Below are 17,160 nucleotides of genomic sequence, written 5' to 3' on the forward strand. Positions count from 1 at the left end.
ACAACTAACTAAATATGATGCGTTTACTCCTGCAACAGCGCCTTGATGTTGATGTTGTCCGGCAGCCTGCCCACGTTCTGCAATTTTATGGCAGCCAGTTTCTGGGCCAGCGTAATGGTTTCCTCCAGACTTCTGCCGTGCAACTGCGCATAAAGAAATCCGGTCCAGAAAGCATCGCCTGCGCCGGTAGTGTCTTTCACTTCGGCGATGGGCATGGCTTTTTGGAAAAACAAACCTTGGTTCACGTCGGACACCACGACGCCTTCTTTCCCTTTGGTAAGGCAAATCGTGGACGCGCCCAATCCGTGGAAATAATCGAAAATATACTCTTCAGACTTCACGGCCGCAAACAGGCGGTAACAATCGTCTTCGCTCAACTTCACCAACGGATCATTGGCCACATACTGCTTCAGCACACGCTTGGCTTCCTCCCGGTCTGGCCAGATGCGCTCCGAGAAGTTTACGTCAATGCTGAGCTGCAAGCCCAGCGATTTGGCCTTCTGGGCGCGATTCAGGATGGTTTGCCGCGCCGGGTTTTTGCTCAGGGCGAAACAAGTAGTATGGAATACTTTGGCGTCGGCGATGACCGCATCGGGCAACTGGTGTGGAAAAATTTCGCAATCGGCCTGACGATATGGGATGAAATCTGGCGTGTCGGTTGATTTCGAGACGAATATGACCGACGTCGGGACGGTTTCAGACTTCTCGATGTAATTGGTATTTACGCGGTTTGACTTCAGTTTCCGGATGGCATAATCGCCCAATCCGTCCTGGCCGCAAGACGCCACCAAGACCGCATTCAGGCCCAGACGCGATGCATTCACGGCCACATTGGTTGGCGAACCGCCCAAAAACCGATGGTAATCTTTGGTCCTGTTGATGGATGTATTGACCTCATGGCCGATAAAATCGATCAAAACTTCTCCTATGCTGATGATGTCTATGGGTTTCAACTTAAAATGCTATTTTGAAATTTTGGTGTATTGACTGGTGCACCAATACCGTGGCCGCCGCACTCCAGGCGCAATAGCAGACGCCGTTGGGCTCGGCCGTTTTGGTGTTGAAGTTCTCGTAGAACGCATCGCCGCCGCGGGCATTCGCCAGATTGATCTTCTCGAGCAACAACGCCGCATCTTGCCGCGCGCCTTTAGACAATAATGCCATTCCAAAAAAACCATTTACCATGGGCCAGCTTCCGCCGTTGTGGAATTCATACGGATGATTCCGGAATTCATATTTGCAATTGCTTTTGAGCAGGTGCCAATCTGGGTCGGTAGGAAAAACCGGCGGCCAGAACGCGGGCAGCAATCCCATAGCCGTTTCGGAAGCCAAACGGATGGCATGCTCCAGTATCCTGGATTGAAATCCTTCTGTACCGATGTTGAGCAAAAGCGCCAGCGAATGAGCAAAAGCGTCAAACTGCGTTTTGTAACCGGCCGGCGAAAACGAGCACGGCATGTAATCCTGAAAATCGAGTTCGCGGTATGCGCGCTCGTGGTATTTTTCACCGCCAGTGCCCGGCGTGAAATTGATTTCGATCTGGTGTACAATGGCATCTATTTTTTGTTGGATGGCCTCGCCTTTCGCAAAATGGTTGTAGCTTTTTAACGCCCAGACACGCAACAACTGGTCGTACAGCACATAGCCGTCGGTGATGTATTCGTCTGCCCAGTTTCCGGAAAGCGGCACATACACCAAATGTTTGTTGTTGAATTCCCAAGCATCCAAAAGACCAAGCGCTTTTTCAATTTCGACTTGATATCGGGTTACATACGAAGCGTCGGACATATGATAGGCATACTGGCAAACCCCGATGATGAACCACGCCACGGCATCAACGCGGCCGGCCAAACCGCCGTAGCTGACTTCGGTTGCCTCTCCCGAAACCAACACATTTGAAGGAATCGTCCCGACGGAATGTTGGTTCCTTGCCAATGTATCCAAGGTGTTTTTGAACGCTGCCACCAAATCTTCTTCGCCGGAAGCCAAGGCAGCCAAGCCGCAAATCACACCGTCGCGTGCCCAAACCCTTTTGTAGTTGGTCGTGTCTTCGGCGCTGGCCAAGAAACCTTCGGGCGAAACAACGCTTCGCAACAAACTGATTGCTTTATGGTAGCCGATGTCATTCACCTTGTACGATTTGATTTTTGTTTTTGACGGTGATAAAAAGAGTCAGCACACCGGCGACAATTAAAAACACGCCGGCGAGCTTGATGACGTTGGTCGGATTATTCCCGAGCCAGTCGTACACGAAGTATTGCATGGTCAGGATTTGGATGGCCATCGGGATAACGATAAACATGTTGAAAATGCCCATGTACACGCCTGTTTTTTCCTTCGGGATGGAACCGGCGAGCAACTGGTACGGCATCGCCATCGTGGATGCCCATGAAATGCCCAACCCAAAGGCGTAGACGAAAATGGTCGTGACGGGAATGTTGTTGCCAAAAGGATTGTGCATGATGAAAAGTACGTCGGTATTGTTTAAAAATGGGATAGTCAACAACCCGACGCCGCCCAAGGTGAGCGCGATGAAATGAACGCCTTTTGCCCCGATTTTAAGCGCCAAAGGCACGAGTAAGAATGCCACCATAAAGCAGATAATGTTGTACGTACCATTCAGGCTGCCGGTGAGCAACTGGGCTTTTGAGAATTCCGCCGAAGCCTGATCTGTGGTGCCGAACAACGACAATGACAACGACGATGTGATGTATTGCCAGTAACAAAACATGGCGTACCAAGTGAAGAATTTCACCGGAATCAGTTGTTTCATCGTGAGCGGCATCGTTCGGAAGGCTTCGGTGATGTCGTTCCAGACCGATTTTAGGATGTTCTCTTTTTTCTTTTCGCGAATGATTTCCAGTTCTTCGTCGGTGGGCGGATACTCTTTGGTAGTCATGACCGACAACAACACCGAAGCGATCGACGCAAACGCACCGATGAAAAATGCCCAATACGTGTACGCCGGAATACCGTTCTGCATTTTATCGGTAATGGCCAGAAACCCTAAAGACACCAAAATCGCGGGTGTAAAGTTGGCCAGCGTGATGCCAAAACCGGTAAAAAAACTCTGCATCAAAAAGCCAAGCGACATTTGTTTTTCGTTGAGCTTGTCGGCTACGAATGCCCGATACGGTTCCATGGCCACATTGTTGGCGGCATCGAGAATCCAAAGCAGGCTCGCCGCCATGAACAACGTCTTTGAAAACGGCATGAGCAACAACGCCAAGCTGGACACCAATGCGCCAATGAGGAAAAATGGCTTCCTGCGGCCAAATTTCGGTGACCATGTGCCGTCGCTGATTGCTCCAACTATCGGCTGAACAATCAATCCGGTAATTGGGCCTGCAAGCCACAACATCGGCAAACTGCCTTCGTCCGCGCCCAAATATTTGTAGATGGCGCTCATGTTACTTTGCTGCAAACCAAAACTGAATTGAATCCCGAAAAAGCCGAAATTCATATTCCAGATTTGCCAAAAGCCCAGGTTTATCTTTTTGCTCATGCGTTATTCCAGTTTCTTCAGAAAGTCTTCAAAAGGGATGTCATTGGTAAAGATTACGCCTTTTTTGTCGATGACAGGAATCTGCAAATTGTTGGTGCTGATGTTGTGCTTTCGAAGTTTCGAGAGCATTTCCTGCAACGCTTCGGGGTTTCGGTCGATGTCGTAAAAAACGAACGCGATGTTGTGCTCGGTAAGGTATTTCTTGGTGTCGATGCAATGGTGACAATCGTTGCTGCCGTACACGATGATGACTGATTGACCTGCTTTTTGCGCAGCATCCGGCCGGACTTCCTGCGACCAGCCTTGGCCGACGCACAGCATCAAGAAAAACAAGAGCGCCACTAACTTTTTCATTGGGAGCGTTTTAAAGAGATTTAAAGATAGGCGTTCTGCGTAAAAATAATTCCCACACCAAAAAGATATGGTATAGGAATTATTCAAACTAAACATGAAATCTTGATTTTAGAACCTGTAAGACAACGACATCGAAATCGATCTTCCCGGCAACGGCCTCGCCCTGACAATGTTCGTCGTGTTGTCTGTGATGCTGCCTTCTTCAGCTTCGGTGATGGCCAACGTGTTGAACAGGTTGTTTCCAGCCAAATTCAAAGACAATCCTTTGGTGATGCCGACTTCCACAAAACCGTTGACGATGACATAACCGTTCATCACCAACTCATTGTTGTCTTGCGCGTATGCTTTGGTTTGCCCGATGAAACTCAAACCGACCATGTTTTTTCCTTTAGAGAATTTGTACGTCGGGATGAAGTTGTACATCAATTTTGGTTGCCTTCTCGGTTCGTTGCCATCATTGGCACCAGAAGTGATTTCGGCTTTGGTATAAGTAAAGCCACCGCGGAGGTTCAAGTCGTTGTTGACACTGTAAGACGATTCGATTTCCAGGCCCATCGAACGGTAATCGTTCTCGATGATGCTGTTTGACGTGGCTTCGAAACCGCCTTCCTCTGTTGTGGTCGAGCTGAAGAATGTAGCATAAAGATAGCCTTTGTCGAATTTACGCTTGTAACCGATTTCCGCTTGTGCGAGATAATCCAAGGCGTTGATCTTGTCGCCATCCAGATAGTCCAGTCCCGAGAACAGGATTCGGTCTGCCTTGGCCGATGCGCCTTTGCTGTAACGGGCAAACACAGATTGCTTGGCGTCGAGCAGGTAATTGGCGCCCACAGAATAAGACACATAATCATAGTCATAATCAACAGCGGTCGTGTTGGCGGTATTGATGGCCGACACGCTGGTTTCCGGAGCCGAAATGACGTTGTCGTTATTGATGTCGTAAACCGTTTGCGACGATCCGGCGAATGAACCGTTCACTTGACCGATGTCGAAACGGATGCCGCCTTCCAAAGACAATTTATCGGTGGCTTCGAAAGACACATTGGCGTAAGGCGCAGACACATTGTATTGTGTATCGTAATTCCGGGTGCAGCAGTTGCCCCAGAACGGCACGCCGTACGCGTACAATCCGTTGCTGGAAAGCAGGTTTCCTGAACCGTCGGTAACGTTGATCAAACGCGGATTGTTGTCTGACACTTCCTGCAGGTAGGAATTCCACAGCCATGACATTGAAATATTTTGGATGGATTTGAAGTAACCGGCCGTGATGCCTACTTTGTCGAATTTCTTGGTGATCCGCAAATCGTTCATGAAGTTGTTGAAATTGTTCAATTCTACGTCGAACATATGGATTCTGGACACCAAACCGTTCGGGTTGTTGAACGGCGTTCCGTCATTGGCGTAAGTCAGGGTTGAACCCGCTCCGAAAGAGTTCGCAATGGTTGCAGCCGAAGCGACTTCTGCCGGGAATGGCGTAATGAACTGACCGCTATTAGAGGAGAACCGGCCATTGTTGGTCACTTTCCAGCCGTCGGCCAACTCGAAATTCACCGATGCGCCTATGCTTTTCGAAACCGGATGCATACCGTCGGCGACATTGCCCCGGCGGATGTTGCCATTGCCGTCCAAGCCCACGTTATGGAGTAGATAGGGAGATTGTTGCGTGGCGGATGTGGCATCGAAACCACTGATGCTTTCCCAGTTCGGGTCTGAGTTGGTGCCCGTTACCTTAATCGGCATCGGCATGTACGCGGCTGCCCTGTCGTTCAGGAATTTCGCATAAACCGTTACCGATCCGCTTTCAAATTCCTTGGTGACATTCATCTTGAATTGGCCGCCGTTGTTGGCCGTAAAACCAGGGCTTCTGACGCCTTCTCCGGTACGGTAAAACCCGCCTGCGTGGAAATACAATCCGTCGCCAATACGCGCGCCGTATTCAATGTCTGTCCGGAAATCGCTGTAGTCAAGTCCGAAACTGGTGGCCATGCTGCCGCCTTCGGTTTTGCCCGTTTTGCTGATGAAGTTGATGATGCCGCCCGGCGAGTTTGAGGACAACGTCGAGGCCGAACCGCCGCGGATGGCTTCGATCTTGGCGACATTGCGGTCAAATCGGGTGAAAATATCAGCGGTCGCAAACGCGATATCACCGTAAAGCAACACCGGCAAACCGTCTTCCTGAAGTTGTAAATATTTTGAACCGCCAGAGGAAATCGGAACACCGCGAACAGAGATGTTGGCGTTTCCTTCGCCGCCCGAAGATTCGGAACGGATGCCTGGAATGGTGCGGAAAATTTCGGCCGTTGACCTTGGCGCAGACTGTTCCACTTGCTTTACATCGAGTGTCGTGATGGAAACGCTGGACTTTATTTTCGCCCGCGGATTGACCACACCGGTCACGACGATTTCTTCCAAAACCTTGGAATCTTCCTGCAACTGGAAGTCGAGCGTCGTGCTTCCGCTGACATCGGCGGTTTTTTGCTCGGTGGCGAAACCAACGTAGGAAACCGTCACGGTAACCGAACCGTCGGCAAGTGATGTAAACGTGTACACTCCGTCTGCATCGGTCAGCGTTGATTTGGAATTGCTCAATACCACGTTTGCACCTGCAATGGCGCTGCCTTTGGCGTCGGTCACTTTTCCTGATAAACTACTGTTTTGAGAAAAAGAAACATTGCAGAGCAGCACAGCCACTACAAACAACATCTTTTTCAGAAATTGAGTATTTTTTTCCATCATTTGTAATTTGTTTGATTAGTAATTTTTGTCGGTCTATTTTCCGAAATTATATTTTTACTTAACATATAATTAAGGAATCGTTACCGAAAACGTTTTCGAAATCACCGAAAACGTTTTCGATTGGAAATTGCGGGGTTTTTATGATATTTGTTAAATGAGAGACATTACGTTAAAACAAATTGCCGAAACCTTAGGAATATCCATCACGACAGTGTCCAAGGCGTTGAAGAATTACCCGGACGTGAGCCAGAAGACACGAAAGGCAGTTTTAGAGTTGGCCGAATCGCTCAGTTATACGCCCAACAGTTTCGCCGTAAATCTCCGGACGAAGGAATCGCGCACCATCGGGCTGATCATTCCTGAAGTCGTGCATCATTTTTTCTCCAATGTCATCAACGGGATTATTGACGAAGCCGAAAAAAACGGCTACTTGGTCATCATCCTGCAATCCAACGAATCGCTCGAACTCGAAAAAAAGCAAGTGGAACTTTTGATGCAGAAACGGGTTGACGGCATCATCATGTCTTTGTCGAACGAATCCAACGATGACCTGCACATCAAGGAAATCCTCCGAAAGGAAGTGCCTTTTGTGATGTTCGATAAAATCTCGAAGCTCATCCCGTGCTCCAAAGTAATCATCAACGACCAGAAAGCGGCGTTCAATGCCGTGAACCATCTGATCGAGAAAGGCTGCCGAAAAATCGCGCACATCCGCGGCCCAGTGAATCCTCAAAACGCGATAGACCGGTTTCTGGGATATAAGAAAGCCCTCGAACAAAATCGGATTCCCTTCGATCCTAAATTGGTTTACACGTGCAAGAATGTTACGTTTGAGGAAGGGCTCGCATTTGCGCGGCAAATCGTGAATGAACACCCGGACGTCGACGGCATTTTCATCATTACCGATTTGGTGGCGGTGGGCGTTCTGGCGCATTTCAACGAAGTCGAGATCAAATCGCCTGAACAAGTAAAAGTGATTGGCTTCAGCAATTGGTTCATGTCGCAGGTCATCACCCCGAAACTCAGCACTGTGGACCAGCCGAGTTTTGAAATGGGCGTACAATCCTTTAAATTACTGCTGGAGGAAATCAACGCCAAGAAAGAAATGCAACCGTTTAAACCGAAAACCGTAGAGCTGGAAACCAGCATCATCGAACGGGAATCGACTTCTGGACGCTGAGGAAGTATTTCTCAGCATAGGCGTACCTTCTCTTTCGGCCATCTGCAAACAAAAAAAGGCACCGGAAAGGCACCTTTTTGTTTTATCATACGAGTAGTTTTAACGCTTGATCAATTTCTGTGAAAACATACCGGTTTGGCTTGCTACCTGAACAATGTAAATGCCCGGAGCCAAATCATCGACATTGATGGTGTACAACGACGTGCCCGAAACGGGCTGCGCTACCTTCACGACCTGCCCCAACTGGTTTACAATCTTCACGTGCATGATTTCCGCGGACAAATCTGTACGGATATTTAGTGTGCTCGTTGCAGGATTCGGGCACAGCACGACATTGTTGACCACGCCATACGACGGATTCCCCAACGTGGTAAACGTCGTAGAAACGGTGTTGGTGATAATCGGGAAATTGAAATCGAAATAAATATCGGCTGTATTTTCAATCGTCGTCCCGATGGCGACAGTATTTACCGGTTTGATCTTAAACGACACAAAGCCATTACTGCCAGGCTCGTCTTCGCTCTCAGGCGGTAGATTAATGTTGTCGAAGAAGAATTGCAGACGATTTCCGTTGGTAAGCGTAGAACGATAGGAATGGCTCGCGGCAACCACTTGCAAGGTCGACGGATCCAGGTTGGCGGACAGCAAGTCTTCTACCCTGATGTTTTCGGCCATAAAGTTTCCGGAATTCTGGAACCGGATCAGATAGTGCAAATAATCGCCGGCGTTGTCGATGTGTACCGACGAACCTTCCAGCACGGTTTTGTCATTCGGGTCAAATGAGCCAACCACGATTTGAGTATATAAATCCGTGTTGTCGTTCGGCGTTTCGTCGCCGGAGAGCGGATCGATTGCCGCAATGAAATTCAGTATGTCGCCGATATTCACCGCCGGGGTTTCCACAGGAGAATTTACATTAAGCACAAAGGTGACTGTGCGGGTTTCGAATGGCAACAAGTCGGCATACGTCCATGCCAGGTTATTCGTGGTTTGCGACGAAGGCGGCGATGAAGCGGATATGAAATCCAGCCGCGAATCATCGAAAGTAAAGCTGAGCGCTCCGGACATGGTTTGGTTGCCTTTATTCTTGTATACTAACTTGTAGGTAGCGTCAAATCCCGGGCGCGCGGCCGTTTGCGGAAGTATCATGATGTCGACGTCATTGTGCGTGCCATTGGCCGAGAGACAGAAATCGGCGGTTTGGCTAAGGTTGTCGACCGTCGCAAAATTGGCCGAGCCACTCGCAGGCGCGACAGTGAAATAGGGCAATTCAGGCTGCGGCGTTACGGTAAAGTTGCCTGCACCTACATAAAACGAATAATACCCCGAACTGTCTGTAAACGTATAGCTGCTGTTGGTGCCATCGTTTAGGAATACCTTCACGCCAGGTCTTGGCGGATCTGACGCATCACAGCCGTTCCCATTGACATCCAACCTCACGATTCCGGAGATGACGTTGTTGTTGTTGGTAACGTAAAAGCCGGCGGGCATTGTAGGAAACGGCCAGACGGAAAATACCGTCACATCATAGGCACCGGTCGGTACATTATTGGGGATTGTCAGCATGATCGTCATCTGATCAGGTGCCAAGACCTGTATTGTACTCGAAAAAAACTCCGAAGACATATTGTTGTAGAAAGAAACGCCCTCTACGCCACTGGCGGAAGTAAAATTGGTGTTTTCTCCCGTGATGGTGACCTGAAGGGTTTCGCCGGCAAGCCCACTATTTGGAGTAACCGAAATGAGATTTTGGGCGGCGCCGCAAAACATGCAGGAGAGTGCCAAAAATAGTAGTAGTTTTTTCATAAATTGTTTTTTAACTGGCTGATTAGCTGTTGCTCAAATGTAATATTATTCTTTTTGGAGACAAAGTAAATCTGCGAATAATCTGGCAGGTTTAAGATTGTGCCCTTCTTATCGGGCGAAACCGCGGACAATTTTTCGGCCAGCAACGCCGCTTTGGCCTTCAGGATTGGCGGCAGGAACATTTTATATTTCGGATCTTTTGAAGTCGTGGCGCAGGAATCAATCGTCTCGAAGGCTTTTTCAAACTGCTTGTCGTTGAAGTAAACCGCCGCCAGGTTCAATCGTGCTTCTTCAAAAAGAGGCGAAATACGCAACGCCTTTCCGTAGAGCGCAATGGCTTTTTTTCGGCTTCCGTTGACTTCGTAACAACTCGCCAGATTGTTCATCGCGTGGATGTTGTACGGCGTTAAGCGGTAGGCGTTCTCGAAACTGGCTTGGCTTTCGGCGTACTGACGTATGGAGAATTCCGCGACACCTTTGTACCATTGCATCGGAATCGTCTTGGAATCAATCTGGTACAGACTACTTTCAGCATCCGTTGCGAACTTGAGCGCTTCCTGACTGTAACCGTCTCTCCTGGCAGCTTGCAATTTATAGACGTTTTTCTCGGCGACAAATCGCGTCCCGGCGACGTACAAAGAAAAACATGCGCTACAGACCACGAAAAACACCAATGCAGTTTTACCTACCGGTACGGCAAGACTGTTGCCTCCTATCGTTTCATATCGGTGGACAATCAGCGCGAAGAGCAACATTAAAAGCACGAGATGTTCGATGCGTTCCATCGGAAAATCAAAAAAGGCGATGAACACAAACCCGACCACGCCTGAAAACAGTGACACAGATAGCCACTTTTCATCTTTATTGCCAGCCCGTTTAATCAACCTGAACGAGCGATAAATTACCCCTACGAAAATGCAAAGGAAAACCGCGAATCCCAAAATGCCGGTTTCGCACAGCACCCATAAAAAGTCATTGTGCGGCCGTTGCACCGTTGTAATGCCGTTTGCGATGTCGTACTGGAAATGACTTAAACCGTATTTCGGAAAATAAATTTGCCAATTGCCCAGTCCTACCCCAAACGGATGTTCGCGAAACATTGCCCATGAATTCCGCCAGAATAAAAAACGCTCGCTCAACGTATCTGCACTGAGAAGCCTTGAAAAATACTTTTCCGAATCGGCGCTTGTGCCGCCGCTATAGCATAAAACAGCCACAATGGTTAAAGCGACAAACGCTCCGCCCAACCAACGCAACTTTCCCTTGACATAATCAACGCCATAAAACAAAATGAAGAGGCCAAAAAAGACAGCCGTTGCAATCATGACGATGCGCGTCCTTAAGATAACGACAAATGCAACGATCAAAAACAGCGAAACCCACGAGACAATCCTTATATAACGCTTTTCCCGCAGGCCAATCATGAAGAACGGTAGGCATAAAAACAATATGGAAGTCAGCAGGTTTTTGTTGCCGAAACTCCCTAAAATCGTGTAAACCCAATGAAATAGGTTTTGCCCACGCATGGTTTTTTCGGTCATGTCGACGAGCGCCGTTCCCAGCGCCGCGCAACCGAAAATGATTCCGGCGTTGATGAGTTGTTTGCCGGTAATGAGATTGGCCCTGAGCAACAATCCGGTCATTACCGAAAACGACACCACAATCCACAACTTTGACAAAACGTAAAACGCCTCAGACAGTACCGTCGCATTCGGTAGTGAAATGATGGCCGAAAGCGCAAGAAAAATCAGCATCGCCAGATGAACCGCATCTATGCGTAGTCTGCCGTCTTTTCGGTTCACTCTCGCAATCAAAAACCCCTGCAGCAGAACAAACAAGGAAAGCAACAATTGTCTGGGCAACAAAATCTTGTCGCCGATATCGCTGTAGAAAATAAGCGGCAACAACAGTAAAAATACATAGTAAGCTTTCGCCGTAAAGCTGGTTCGCATATCGGTGGTTTGTGGTCAAAGATAGCAAAGTAGCCGGATTGAAACTTTCCGCGCGGCTATTTTAGAAAATCGATGTTTCGCGTCAGGCCATCGAATTTAGTGCGCTTCACCGCTGAGTTCTTAAATACTTTCCGAAACGTGTCTTCGGTGATTTCTTCCCAGTCTTTTCGGGTCATCTGTAAAAGCTCCGGATGTGGGTCAAACAAAGGCTCGTTGTGCGGTTTGGAGAAACGGTTCCAAGGGCAAACGTCTTGGCACACATCGCACCCGAACGCCCAATCGCCGAACTTCCCGCGCATGTCTTCGGGCAGATTTCCCTTGAGTTCGATGGTGAAATACGAAATGCATTTGCTGCCGTCAACCACGTATGGCGCGACAATGGCCTCCGTCGGACATGCGTCAAGACAAGCGGTACAGGTGCCGCAATGGTCGGTGACGGCATGGTCATAGTCAAGTTCGAGATCGACGATCAATTCGGCGATGAAATAAAACGAACCGGTTTTCTGGGTGAGCAGATTGGCGTTTTTCCCGATCCAGCCGAGCCCGCCTTTGGCCGCCCAAGCTTTGTCTAGCACCGGCGCCGAATCTACGAACGCGCGGCCGTACACGTCGCCGATTTCGTTCTGGATCGAAAACAACAATTCCTTGAGTTTGTCCTTGATGACGAAATGGTAGTCCTGCCCATAGGCGTATTTGGAAATTTTGTAGGTGTCAGATTTTTGGATTTCCGCCGGATAATAGTTCAACAGCAACGAAATGACACTTTTGGCGCTATCGACGAGTTTGGTCGGGTCAAGCCGCTTGTCAAAATGATTTTCCATGTACGACATTTCGCCGTGCATGCCGTTCTGCAACCAGGCTTCCAAGCGCGGCGCTTCTTCTTCGAGAAACCCGGCTTTCGAAATTCCACACGATAAAAATCCGAGGCGTTTGGCTTCAGATTTAACGAATGCGGTGCGGGCAGATTGGTTCACTTCGGAAAAAAAATTACATTTACTGAGACAAAGAACGGAAAAAGCGCCGACTATTTCCCGAAGATCAAATCCCTATGACGAAAATCTGCATCGTTGAAGACAATGCCGAAATGCGGCACGCGCTATCGTTGATCATCCAACTCACCGACGGTTATTCGTTGGAAGGCGTTTACGAAAATGCAGAAGTCGCGATGCGGGAAATCCCGACTCGGCAGCCCGATGTTGTTTTGATGGACATCAACTTACCCGGCTCCAGTGGTATTGATTGCGTCTGGAACTTGAAACAAGCGCATCCGAAAATGCTTTTTTTGATGTGTACGTCTTACGATGACAACGACAAAATCTTCCAAAGCCTCGAATCTGGCGCGAGCGGTTACTTGCTCAAATCTGACGGTCCGGCGAAAATCGTGGAAGCCATTGCAGATTTACTCGACGGCGGCAGTCCGATGAGCGCGGCCATTGCCCGAAAAGTCGTCGCGAGTTTCTCCAAAATAAAATCCGACAACCCGTCGGTGCAATCGTTGACCAATCGGGAAATGGAAATCCTGGACCTGCTCTCGAAAGGACTGCTGAACAAAGAAGTGGCCGACGCGACCCATACCAGTGTGGCCACGGTACGCAAACACGTGCAACACATTTACGAAAAATTGCATGTCAATACGCGGGTGGAAGCCGTCAACAAATACCTGAAGCGATAGATTTCATTCGGGTTTCGTCTTTTCCAAAATCTTCACGTACGCCAAACGGCGTATTTTTTTTGTTCCTGCTTTTCATCCATCTTCCGGATACCAGGCCTTCGATACTGGTTCTTGGCCTGTTGCCTTTCCCTTTGTCGTCCGGACAAAAAGCCGCGCATTGGCGTATTGTGAGGCTTCGATTACTGATTCAATTTTACCACTACAAAATAGTGTTGAACTGAATCTATGAATTAAATCGAAGAAATCATGCGTTACATTTATCTCAAACCGGTACGGAATGCCGAAGACAAACAACGGGTGGCCAATCATCCGAAAATGTCAAAAGCCAACCTTGAAAAATTAATCAAGGACAAAACGGAAACGAAAATCATCACCGAGCAAACGAAGGAAACCGCGAAAAAACGGAACGAAACCGTGCGAAATCTCATTTGGGAAGAATCGTCAAAAGCACTTGTGGGGAAAAAACATGCGCTATCTGAACTCGTGAGCGGAAAAATTAAGCCGTTGCCGTCTGCACCTAAATTCAAGGACGGCGATGATCTATTTTTCCTCAACGATGTTGAATCGTTGGCAACAGACGCGCTCTACGTGAGGAAAATGAACGAGAACAAGGCGAATGACTTCAAGTTGTACCAAGAGTTACGGGCCGAAATCGCACCACTGATCAAAGACGCGCCGGCGAAATTGCAAAAATTGTTTTCTTCATTGCCCGATTCACCCAATATCCTTTCAGTTGCGCTTCGGAAAGACTTACTGAAGTTGGCCAAGATTGGTCTGGAATTGCCGTCTGTCACGCTGGTTCGCCAATATGACCTGAACAATCCCGGGCCGGAACAAGGTGAAGGAAACAAATCAGACCAACACCTCTCCAACAGTTGCCGCCGGTCTAATCCTGCACCCAACGCAAAAGGTTTTGTAGCGAACGTGAACTGGCCATTGAAACCGCACTTGACCAGCGTCAAGAACCAAGGCCGTCGCGGCACTTGTACGGCGTTCGGTACCGTGGCAGCCGTTGAAAGCGCCATCTCGGTTCGCTATGGCCGAAAAGTCAATTTGAGCGAACAGGATTTGTACAAAAAACAGAAGCTGGACTGGAATCCGAATATTTTCGACGACTACTATGGCGACGGCTATTTTCCGCCAATGAGCGCGCTGTTCCAGATGGTTTCCGGATATGTTTTTCCGTTTGAATCTTCCTGGGAATACAACCCATCGTTATCGCGCGTGGAAAATGACGCCACGCGTCGCTACACCCATTCTTGCGACAACTATTCGGGTGACTGTTCCAACACAAACCATCAGGCAGACCGTGATTGCTACGTGATGGACATCACCGACACCAAAAAAGTGGTCCGTGAAGTGTGCGATTGGTTTGAAGGCATTCCAATCTTGGGCGTATTGGCGGGCTGGGTATGCCACACCGTTACGGATTGGGTAACCGAAGTGATCGATCAGGTGGAGGTTTGCGTGTTTGACACGAATGTCCGCGGAACATCAAGGTTCAAGCTCACCAACTTCAGCTTAATCTGGGATCCAATCTGGCAAAGTGACATCACCTTGGCCAAATGGTGCCTGAGCCGGAGACGACCTATCATTTTCTGCTTCAGCGTTGCGCCGAGTTTCCGCACGGGTAACCACAGCGCTACCGACGGAAAAGGGTTTGTGGTGTTCGACGAGAAAGAAAAACTCCCCGCGGACGCCGGTGGCCACTGCGTTGAACTCGTCGGCTATGTAGACAACGACCAGATTCCCGCCTCGTTAAACATCGCCAAAGGCGCTGGCGGAGGCTATTTCATCGTCAAGAATTCTTGGGGAAAATGCTTCGGCGATGTTGGCTACGCGTACTTGCCCTACGCCTGGGTAGACAAATGGGGAACCTCAATGGTGGCGCTCACCGGGGTGCAAAGGGTTTAAATATTTGATAATAAGCAAAATAGAGTGGGCGTTTCGTTTACTTTACTTTAATTTAAGTACATTTAGTTAATCACCAAAACAAGAAATCATGGAAACAAAAACAAAACTACGGCTGTCATTGGTAGCCAATGCCGTTGCTATTGCACTGATTGTAAGCAATTGCCAGCCACAGCAAACCGATGAATGTACAATGGACGAAAATGTAGCGATTTCTAAGACCCAAGCCGCATTACTCGCCTATACCTACCAATCGCAGCTGCGCGAAGACCCAACTTCAGATAAGGATAAAGGAGACAGTCGCTCCTCATGGTTTTCCGTAGCCGAAATTGAAGCGTTTATATGTAAGGCGCGGAGACAACAACAAGTAAATCAAACTCCTGGACCACTAGGCATCCGGATTTATTACGGAAGATATCCTGACCAGTCTTTAAGCCACTTTGACTTCGACCCGGATTATAAGGGAAAGCACTGTCTGTTTTTTGTTCCGACCGTCGATGTCCAAATCCCGAAAGTCGACCAAGAAAAATTTGGTGGCGACACCGTATTTCGCAAAGACTTCGAGCTTGAAGGGAAAAACTTCCTGTTCTCAGGAGTTAAAAGGAATCACGGTGCGCTAGTTCCACCCGAAAATGCGGAAGGTTCGATGTTCGCTTATGTCACTCCGCAAGATGTTAACCCTTAAGGGCATAAGGTATATATTGTACATCGCTGAATTCATTGCATTGATTTCGGCGGTGTACAGTTTTAAACGAAGTGCGCCAATCCAGCAAAAGACGCTGCCGCTCTATTTCCTGTTCATTGTGTTCGCAGAGTACGTCGGGCGATACTTCGACAATGCGCGGCTACTCGATTACACCCGCAACTGGTACGCATACTTCGTGATTCCTATTGAATTCCTTTTCTTTTACTGGTTCCTGTGGAGACATTTCGCAGGGCAAAAAACGCGGTTGTGGATTGCTGTTGGTTCGGTTCTTTTCATGTTGTCGCTCGTGATGGAATGGCTGGTTTTTTATGACACGACTACCACGTTCATTTCGTTGTCTTACACGATGGGCAACCTGATTTTATTGATTTTCATTCTAATGTATTTCAACGGTCTGGTCCATTCCAAGCGCATCCTGAATTTTACCAACGAACTGGAGTTTTGGATTTGCTCGGGGCTGCTGTTGTTTTACTTGTGTACTTTCCCGTTCTTTGGTTTGTATAATTATTTTCTCGAGAAGTTTCCGGATGAGTTCAGGACCTACTACGTGGTCATGTTGCTACTGAATATCCTGATGTATGCAATCTTCTCTTTTGGAATGATATGGACAAGACGGAAATAAACATATTCCTCATCCTTTCCTTCCTGATTGTCATCACGATGATCTCGGGTTTGTTCTATTTCATTTTCCAATTCCGGAAACGGAAAATCCAGGAAGAACTTGACCGCGTGATGAGCATCAATGCCGAGCGCGAGCGGATTATCCGCGATTTGCACGATGAACTCGGTGGCAATTTGAACAGCATTGCACTTATTGCTGATTTGATTATGCAAAAAAAACTACCTGAAATAGACCGTGAAGAAGCCATCGCGAGAATTGCAGGAACAGCGCGGCACATTTCGCAGCAGATCCGGATGGTGATTTGGAGTCTGGACGAAACAAAAGACTCGCTGCATAATCTTTCAGATTACATCCGTTGGTACGCCACGCAATTTTTTGAATTGACGGGAATCCATCTTACGGTCACCGATCCGCGCCATTACACCGACGACTACGTCAGTGCGCTGTTTCGGAAAAATGTGTTTCTTGTGGTCAAGGAAGCGCTCACCAACATCTTGAAACACGCAAAAGCCAACACGGTCGTCATCGCCATCGACGTATCCGACGATTGGCTGGCCATCGAGATTACCGACGACGGCAACGGTTTGCAAAACAGCGGTAACGGCAACGGTTTGCACAACATGAAGAAAAGAATGGACGAAATCTCGGGCCGTTTCCATTTAAAGTCCGTCAATGGCACGTCTATTACGCTGTCTGCCCCAATTGGAAGATCGTAA

Annotated in this window: 14 protein-coding genes; 6 read left to right on the forward strand and 8 right to left on the reverse strand. The window is 48.4% G+C overall.

The genetic code is table 11. The features are described from left to right. Nucleotides 1-23: 23 nt before the first annotated feature. The 5 genes from ACM9J1_RS13730 to ACM9J1_RS13750 all read right to left on the reverse strand — a co-directional run bounded on the left by ACM9J1_RS13730 (nucleotide 24) and on the right by ACM9J1_RS13750 (nucleotide 6,592). A complete protein-coding gene (locus ACM9J1_RS13730) occupies nucleotides 24-953 on the reverse strand; it encodes a carbohydrate kinase family protein (RefSeq protein ID WP_415582654.1) in 930 nt (309 codons plus the stop codon). Between the two features lies 1 nt (nucleotide 954). Continuing rightward, the gene (locus tag ACM9J1_RS13735) at nucleotides 955-2,130 is read right to left on the reverse strand and encodes a glycoside hydrolase 100 family protein (RefSeq protein WP_415582655.1); all 1,176 of its coding nucleotides are present in this window, start codon (nucleotides 2,128-2,130) and stop codon (nucleotides 955-957) included. Next, nucleotides 2,123-3,505, reverse strand: coding sequence for an MFS transporter (locus tag ACM9J1_RS13740; protein WP_415582656.1), 1,383 nt, complete (start codon nucleotides 3,503-3,505; stop codon nucleotides 2,123-2,125). The genes ACM9J1_RS13735 and ACM9J1_RS13740 overlap by 8 nt, the downstream gene beginning before the upstream one ends. Before the next feature lie 3 nt (nucleotides 3,506-3,508). Continuing rightward, nucleotides 3,509-3,859: a glutaredoxin family protein gene (locus ACM9J1_RS13745; RefSeq protein WP_415582658.1), complete on the reverse strand. Its 351-nt coding sequence runs from the start codon at nucleotides 3,857-3,859 to the stop codon at nucleotides 3,509-3,511. Between the two features lie 108 nt (nucleotides 3,860-3,967). Further along, nucleotides 3,968-6,592 (reverse strand): TonB-dependent receptor domain-containing protein, encoded by a 2,625-nt coding sequence (locus tag ACM9J1_RS13750; RefSeq protein WP_415582659.1) that lies wholly within the window; start codon nucleotides 6,590-6,592, stop codon nucleotides 3,968-3,970. A 157-nt stretch (nucleotides 6,593-6,749) separates the two neighbouring features. On the opposite strand from ACM9J1_RS13750, the gene ACM9J1_RS13755 reads away from it, so the two are divergent. Further along, nucleotides 6,750-7,775, forward strand: a complete 1,026-nt coding sequence (locus tag ACM9J1_RS13755; RefSeq protein ID WP_415582660.1) for a LacI family DNA-binding transcriptional regulator — start codon at nucleotides 6,750-6,752, stop codon at nucleotides 7,773-7,775. 99 nt (nucleotides 7,776-7,874) lie between these two features. Here ACM9J1_RS13755 and ACM9J1_RS13760 read toward each other — a convergent pair whose 3' ends face one another. The 3 genes from ACM9J1_RS13760 to queG are packed head-to-tail and all read right to left on the reverse strand — an operon-like array spanning nucleotide 7,875 to nucleotide 12,507. Beyond that, nucleotides 7,875-9,581: a DUF7619 domain-containing protein gene (locus tag ACM9J1_RS13760; protein ID WP_415582661.1), complete on the reverse strand. Its 1,707-nt coding sequence runs from the start codon at nucleotides 9,579-9,581 to the stop codon at nucleotides 7,875-7,877. After that, nucleotides 9,578-11,533 carry an O-antigen ligase family protein gene (locus ACM9J1_RS13765; protein WP_415582662.1) on the reverse strand — a complete coding sequence of 652 codons (1,956 nt, stop codon included), beginning with the start codon at nucleotides 11,531-11,533 and terminating at the stop codon, nucleotides 9,578-9,580. Before ACM9J1_RS13765 ends, ACM9J1_RS13760 begins: the two co-directional genes overlap by 4 nt. Nucleotides 11,534-11,589: 56 nt before the next feature. Further along, the gene (queG, locus tag ACM9J1_RS13770; RefSeq protein ID WP_415582663.1) at nucleotides 11,590-12,507 is read right to left on the reverse strand and encodes a tRNA epoxyqueuosine(34) reductase QueG; all 918 of its coding nucleotides are present in this window, start codon (nucleotides 12,505-12,507) and stop codon (nucleotides 11,590-11,592) included. A 74-nt stretch (nucleotides 12,508-12,581) separates the two neighbouring features. On the opposite strand from queG, the gene ACM9J1_RS13775 reads away from it, so the two are divergent. The 5 genes from ACM9J1_RS13775 (at nucleotide 12,582) to ACM9J1_RS13795 (ending at nucleotide 17,160) form a co-directional block, all read left to right on the forward strand. Next, a complete protein-coding gene (locus tag ACM9J1_RS13775; RefSeq protein ID WP_415582664.1) occupies nucleotides 12,582-13,205 on the forward strand; it encodes a response regulator in 624 nt (207 codons plus the stop codon). A 246-nt stretch (nucleotides 13,206-13,451) separates the two neighbouring features. Continuing rightward, a complete protein-coding gene (locus tag ACM9J1_RS13780; protein WP_415582665.1) occupies nucleotides 13,452-15,119 on the forward strand; it encodes a C1 family peptidase in 1,668 nt (555 codons plus the stop codon). Between the two features lie 88 nt (nucleotides 15,120-15,207). Next, nucleotides 15,208-15,801, forward strand: a complete 594-nt coding sequence (locus tag ACM9J1_RS13785; RefSeq protein ID WP_415582666.1) for a hypothetical protein — start codon at nucleotides 15,208-15,210, stop codon at nucleotides 15,799-15,801. After that, a complete protein-coding gene (locus tag ACM9J1_RS13790; protein ID WP_415582667.1) occupies nucleotides 15,788-16,444 on the forward strand; it encodes a hypothetical protein in 657 nt (218 codons plus the stop codon). The genes ACM9J1_RS13785 and ACM9J1_RS13790 overlap by 14 nt, the downstream gene beginning before the upstream one ends. Continuing rightward, entirely contained in the window at nucleotides 16,426-17,160 is a 735-nt protein-coding gene (locus tag ACM9J1_RS13795) for a sensor histidine kinase (RefSeq protein ID WP_415582668.1), read from the forward strand. The genes ACM9J1_RS13790 and ACM9J1_RS13795 overlap by 19 nt, the downstream gene beginning before the upstream one ends.

Source organism: Flavobacterium longum (assembly GCF_965137575.1).
GTDB lineage: Bacteria > Bacteroidota > Bacteroidia > Flavobacteriales > Flavobacteriaceae > Flavobacterium > Flavobacterium longum.

Coding starts and splice junctions, on each gene's coding strand:
- ACM9J1_RS13740 (WP_415582656.1), bottom strand. CDS start 3,505: ATGAGCAAAAAGATAAACCTGGGCTTTTGGCAAATCTGGAATATGAAT.
- ACM9J1_RS13745 (WP_415582658.1), bottom strand. CDS start 3,859: ATGAAAAAGTTAGTGGCGCTCTTGTTTTTCTTGATGCTGTGCGTCGGC.
- ACM9J1_RS13750 (WP_415582659.1), bottom strand. CDS start 6,592: ATGGAAAAAAATACTCAATTTCTGAAAAAGATGTTGTTTGTAGTGGCT.
- ACM9J1_RS13755 (WP_415582660.1), top strand. CDS start 6,750: ATGAGAGACATTACGTTAAAACAAATTGCCGAAACCTTAGGAATATCC.
- ACM9J1_RS13760 (WP_415582661.1), bottom strand. CDS start 9,581: ATGAAAAAACTACTACTATTTTTGGCACTCTCCTGCATGTTTTGCGGC.
- ACM9J1_RS13765 (WP_415582662.1), bottom strand. CDS start 11,533: ATGCGAACCAGCTTTACGGCGAAAGCTTACTATGTATTTTTACTGTTG.
- ACM9J1_RS13775 (WP_415582664.1), top strand. CDS start 12,582: ATGACGAAAATCTGCATCGTTGAAGACAATGCCGAAATGCGGCACGCG.
- ACM9J1_RS13780 (WP_415582665.1), top strand. CDS start 13,452: ATGCGTTACATTTATCTCAAACCGGTACGGAATGCCGAAGACAAACAA.
- ACM9J1_RS13785 (WP_415582666.1), top strand. CDS start 15,208: ATGGAAACAAAAACAAAACTACGGCTGTCATTGGTAGCCAATGCCGTT.
- ACM9J1_RS13790 (WP_415582667.1), top strand. CDS start 15,788: ATGTTAACCCTTAAGGGCATAAGGTATATATTGTACATCGCTGAATTC.
- ACM9J1_RS13795 (WP_415582668.1), top strand. CDS start 16,426: ATGGACAAGACGGAAATAAACATATTCCTCATCCTTTCCTTCCTGATT.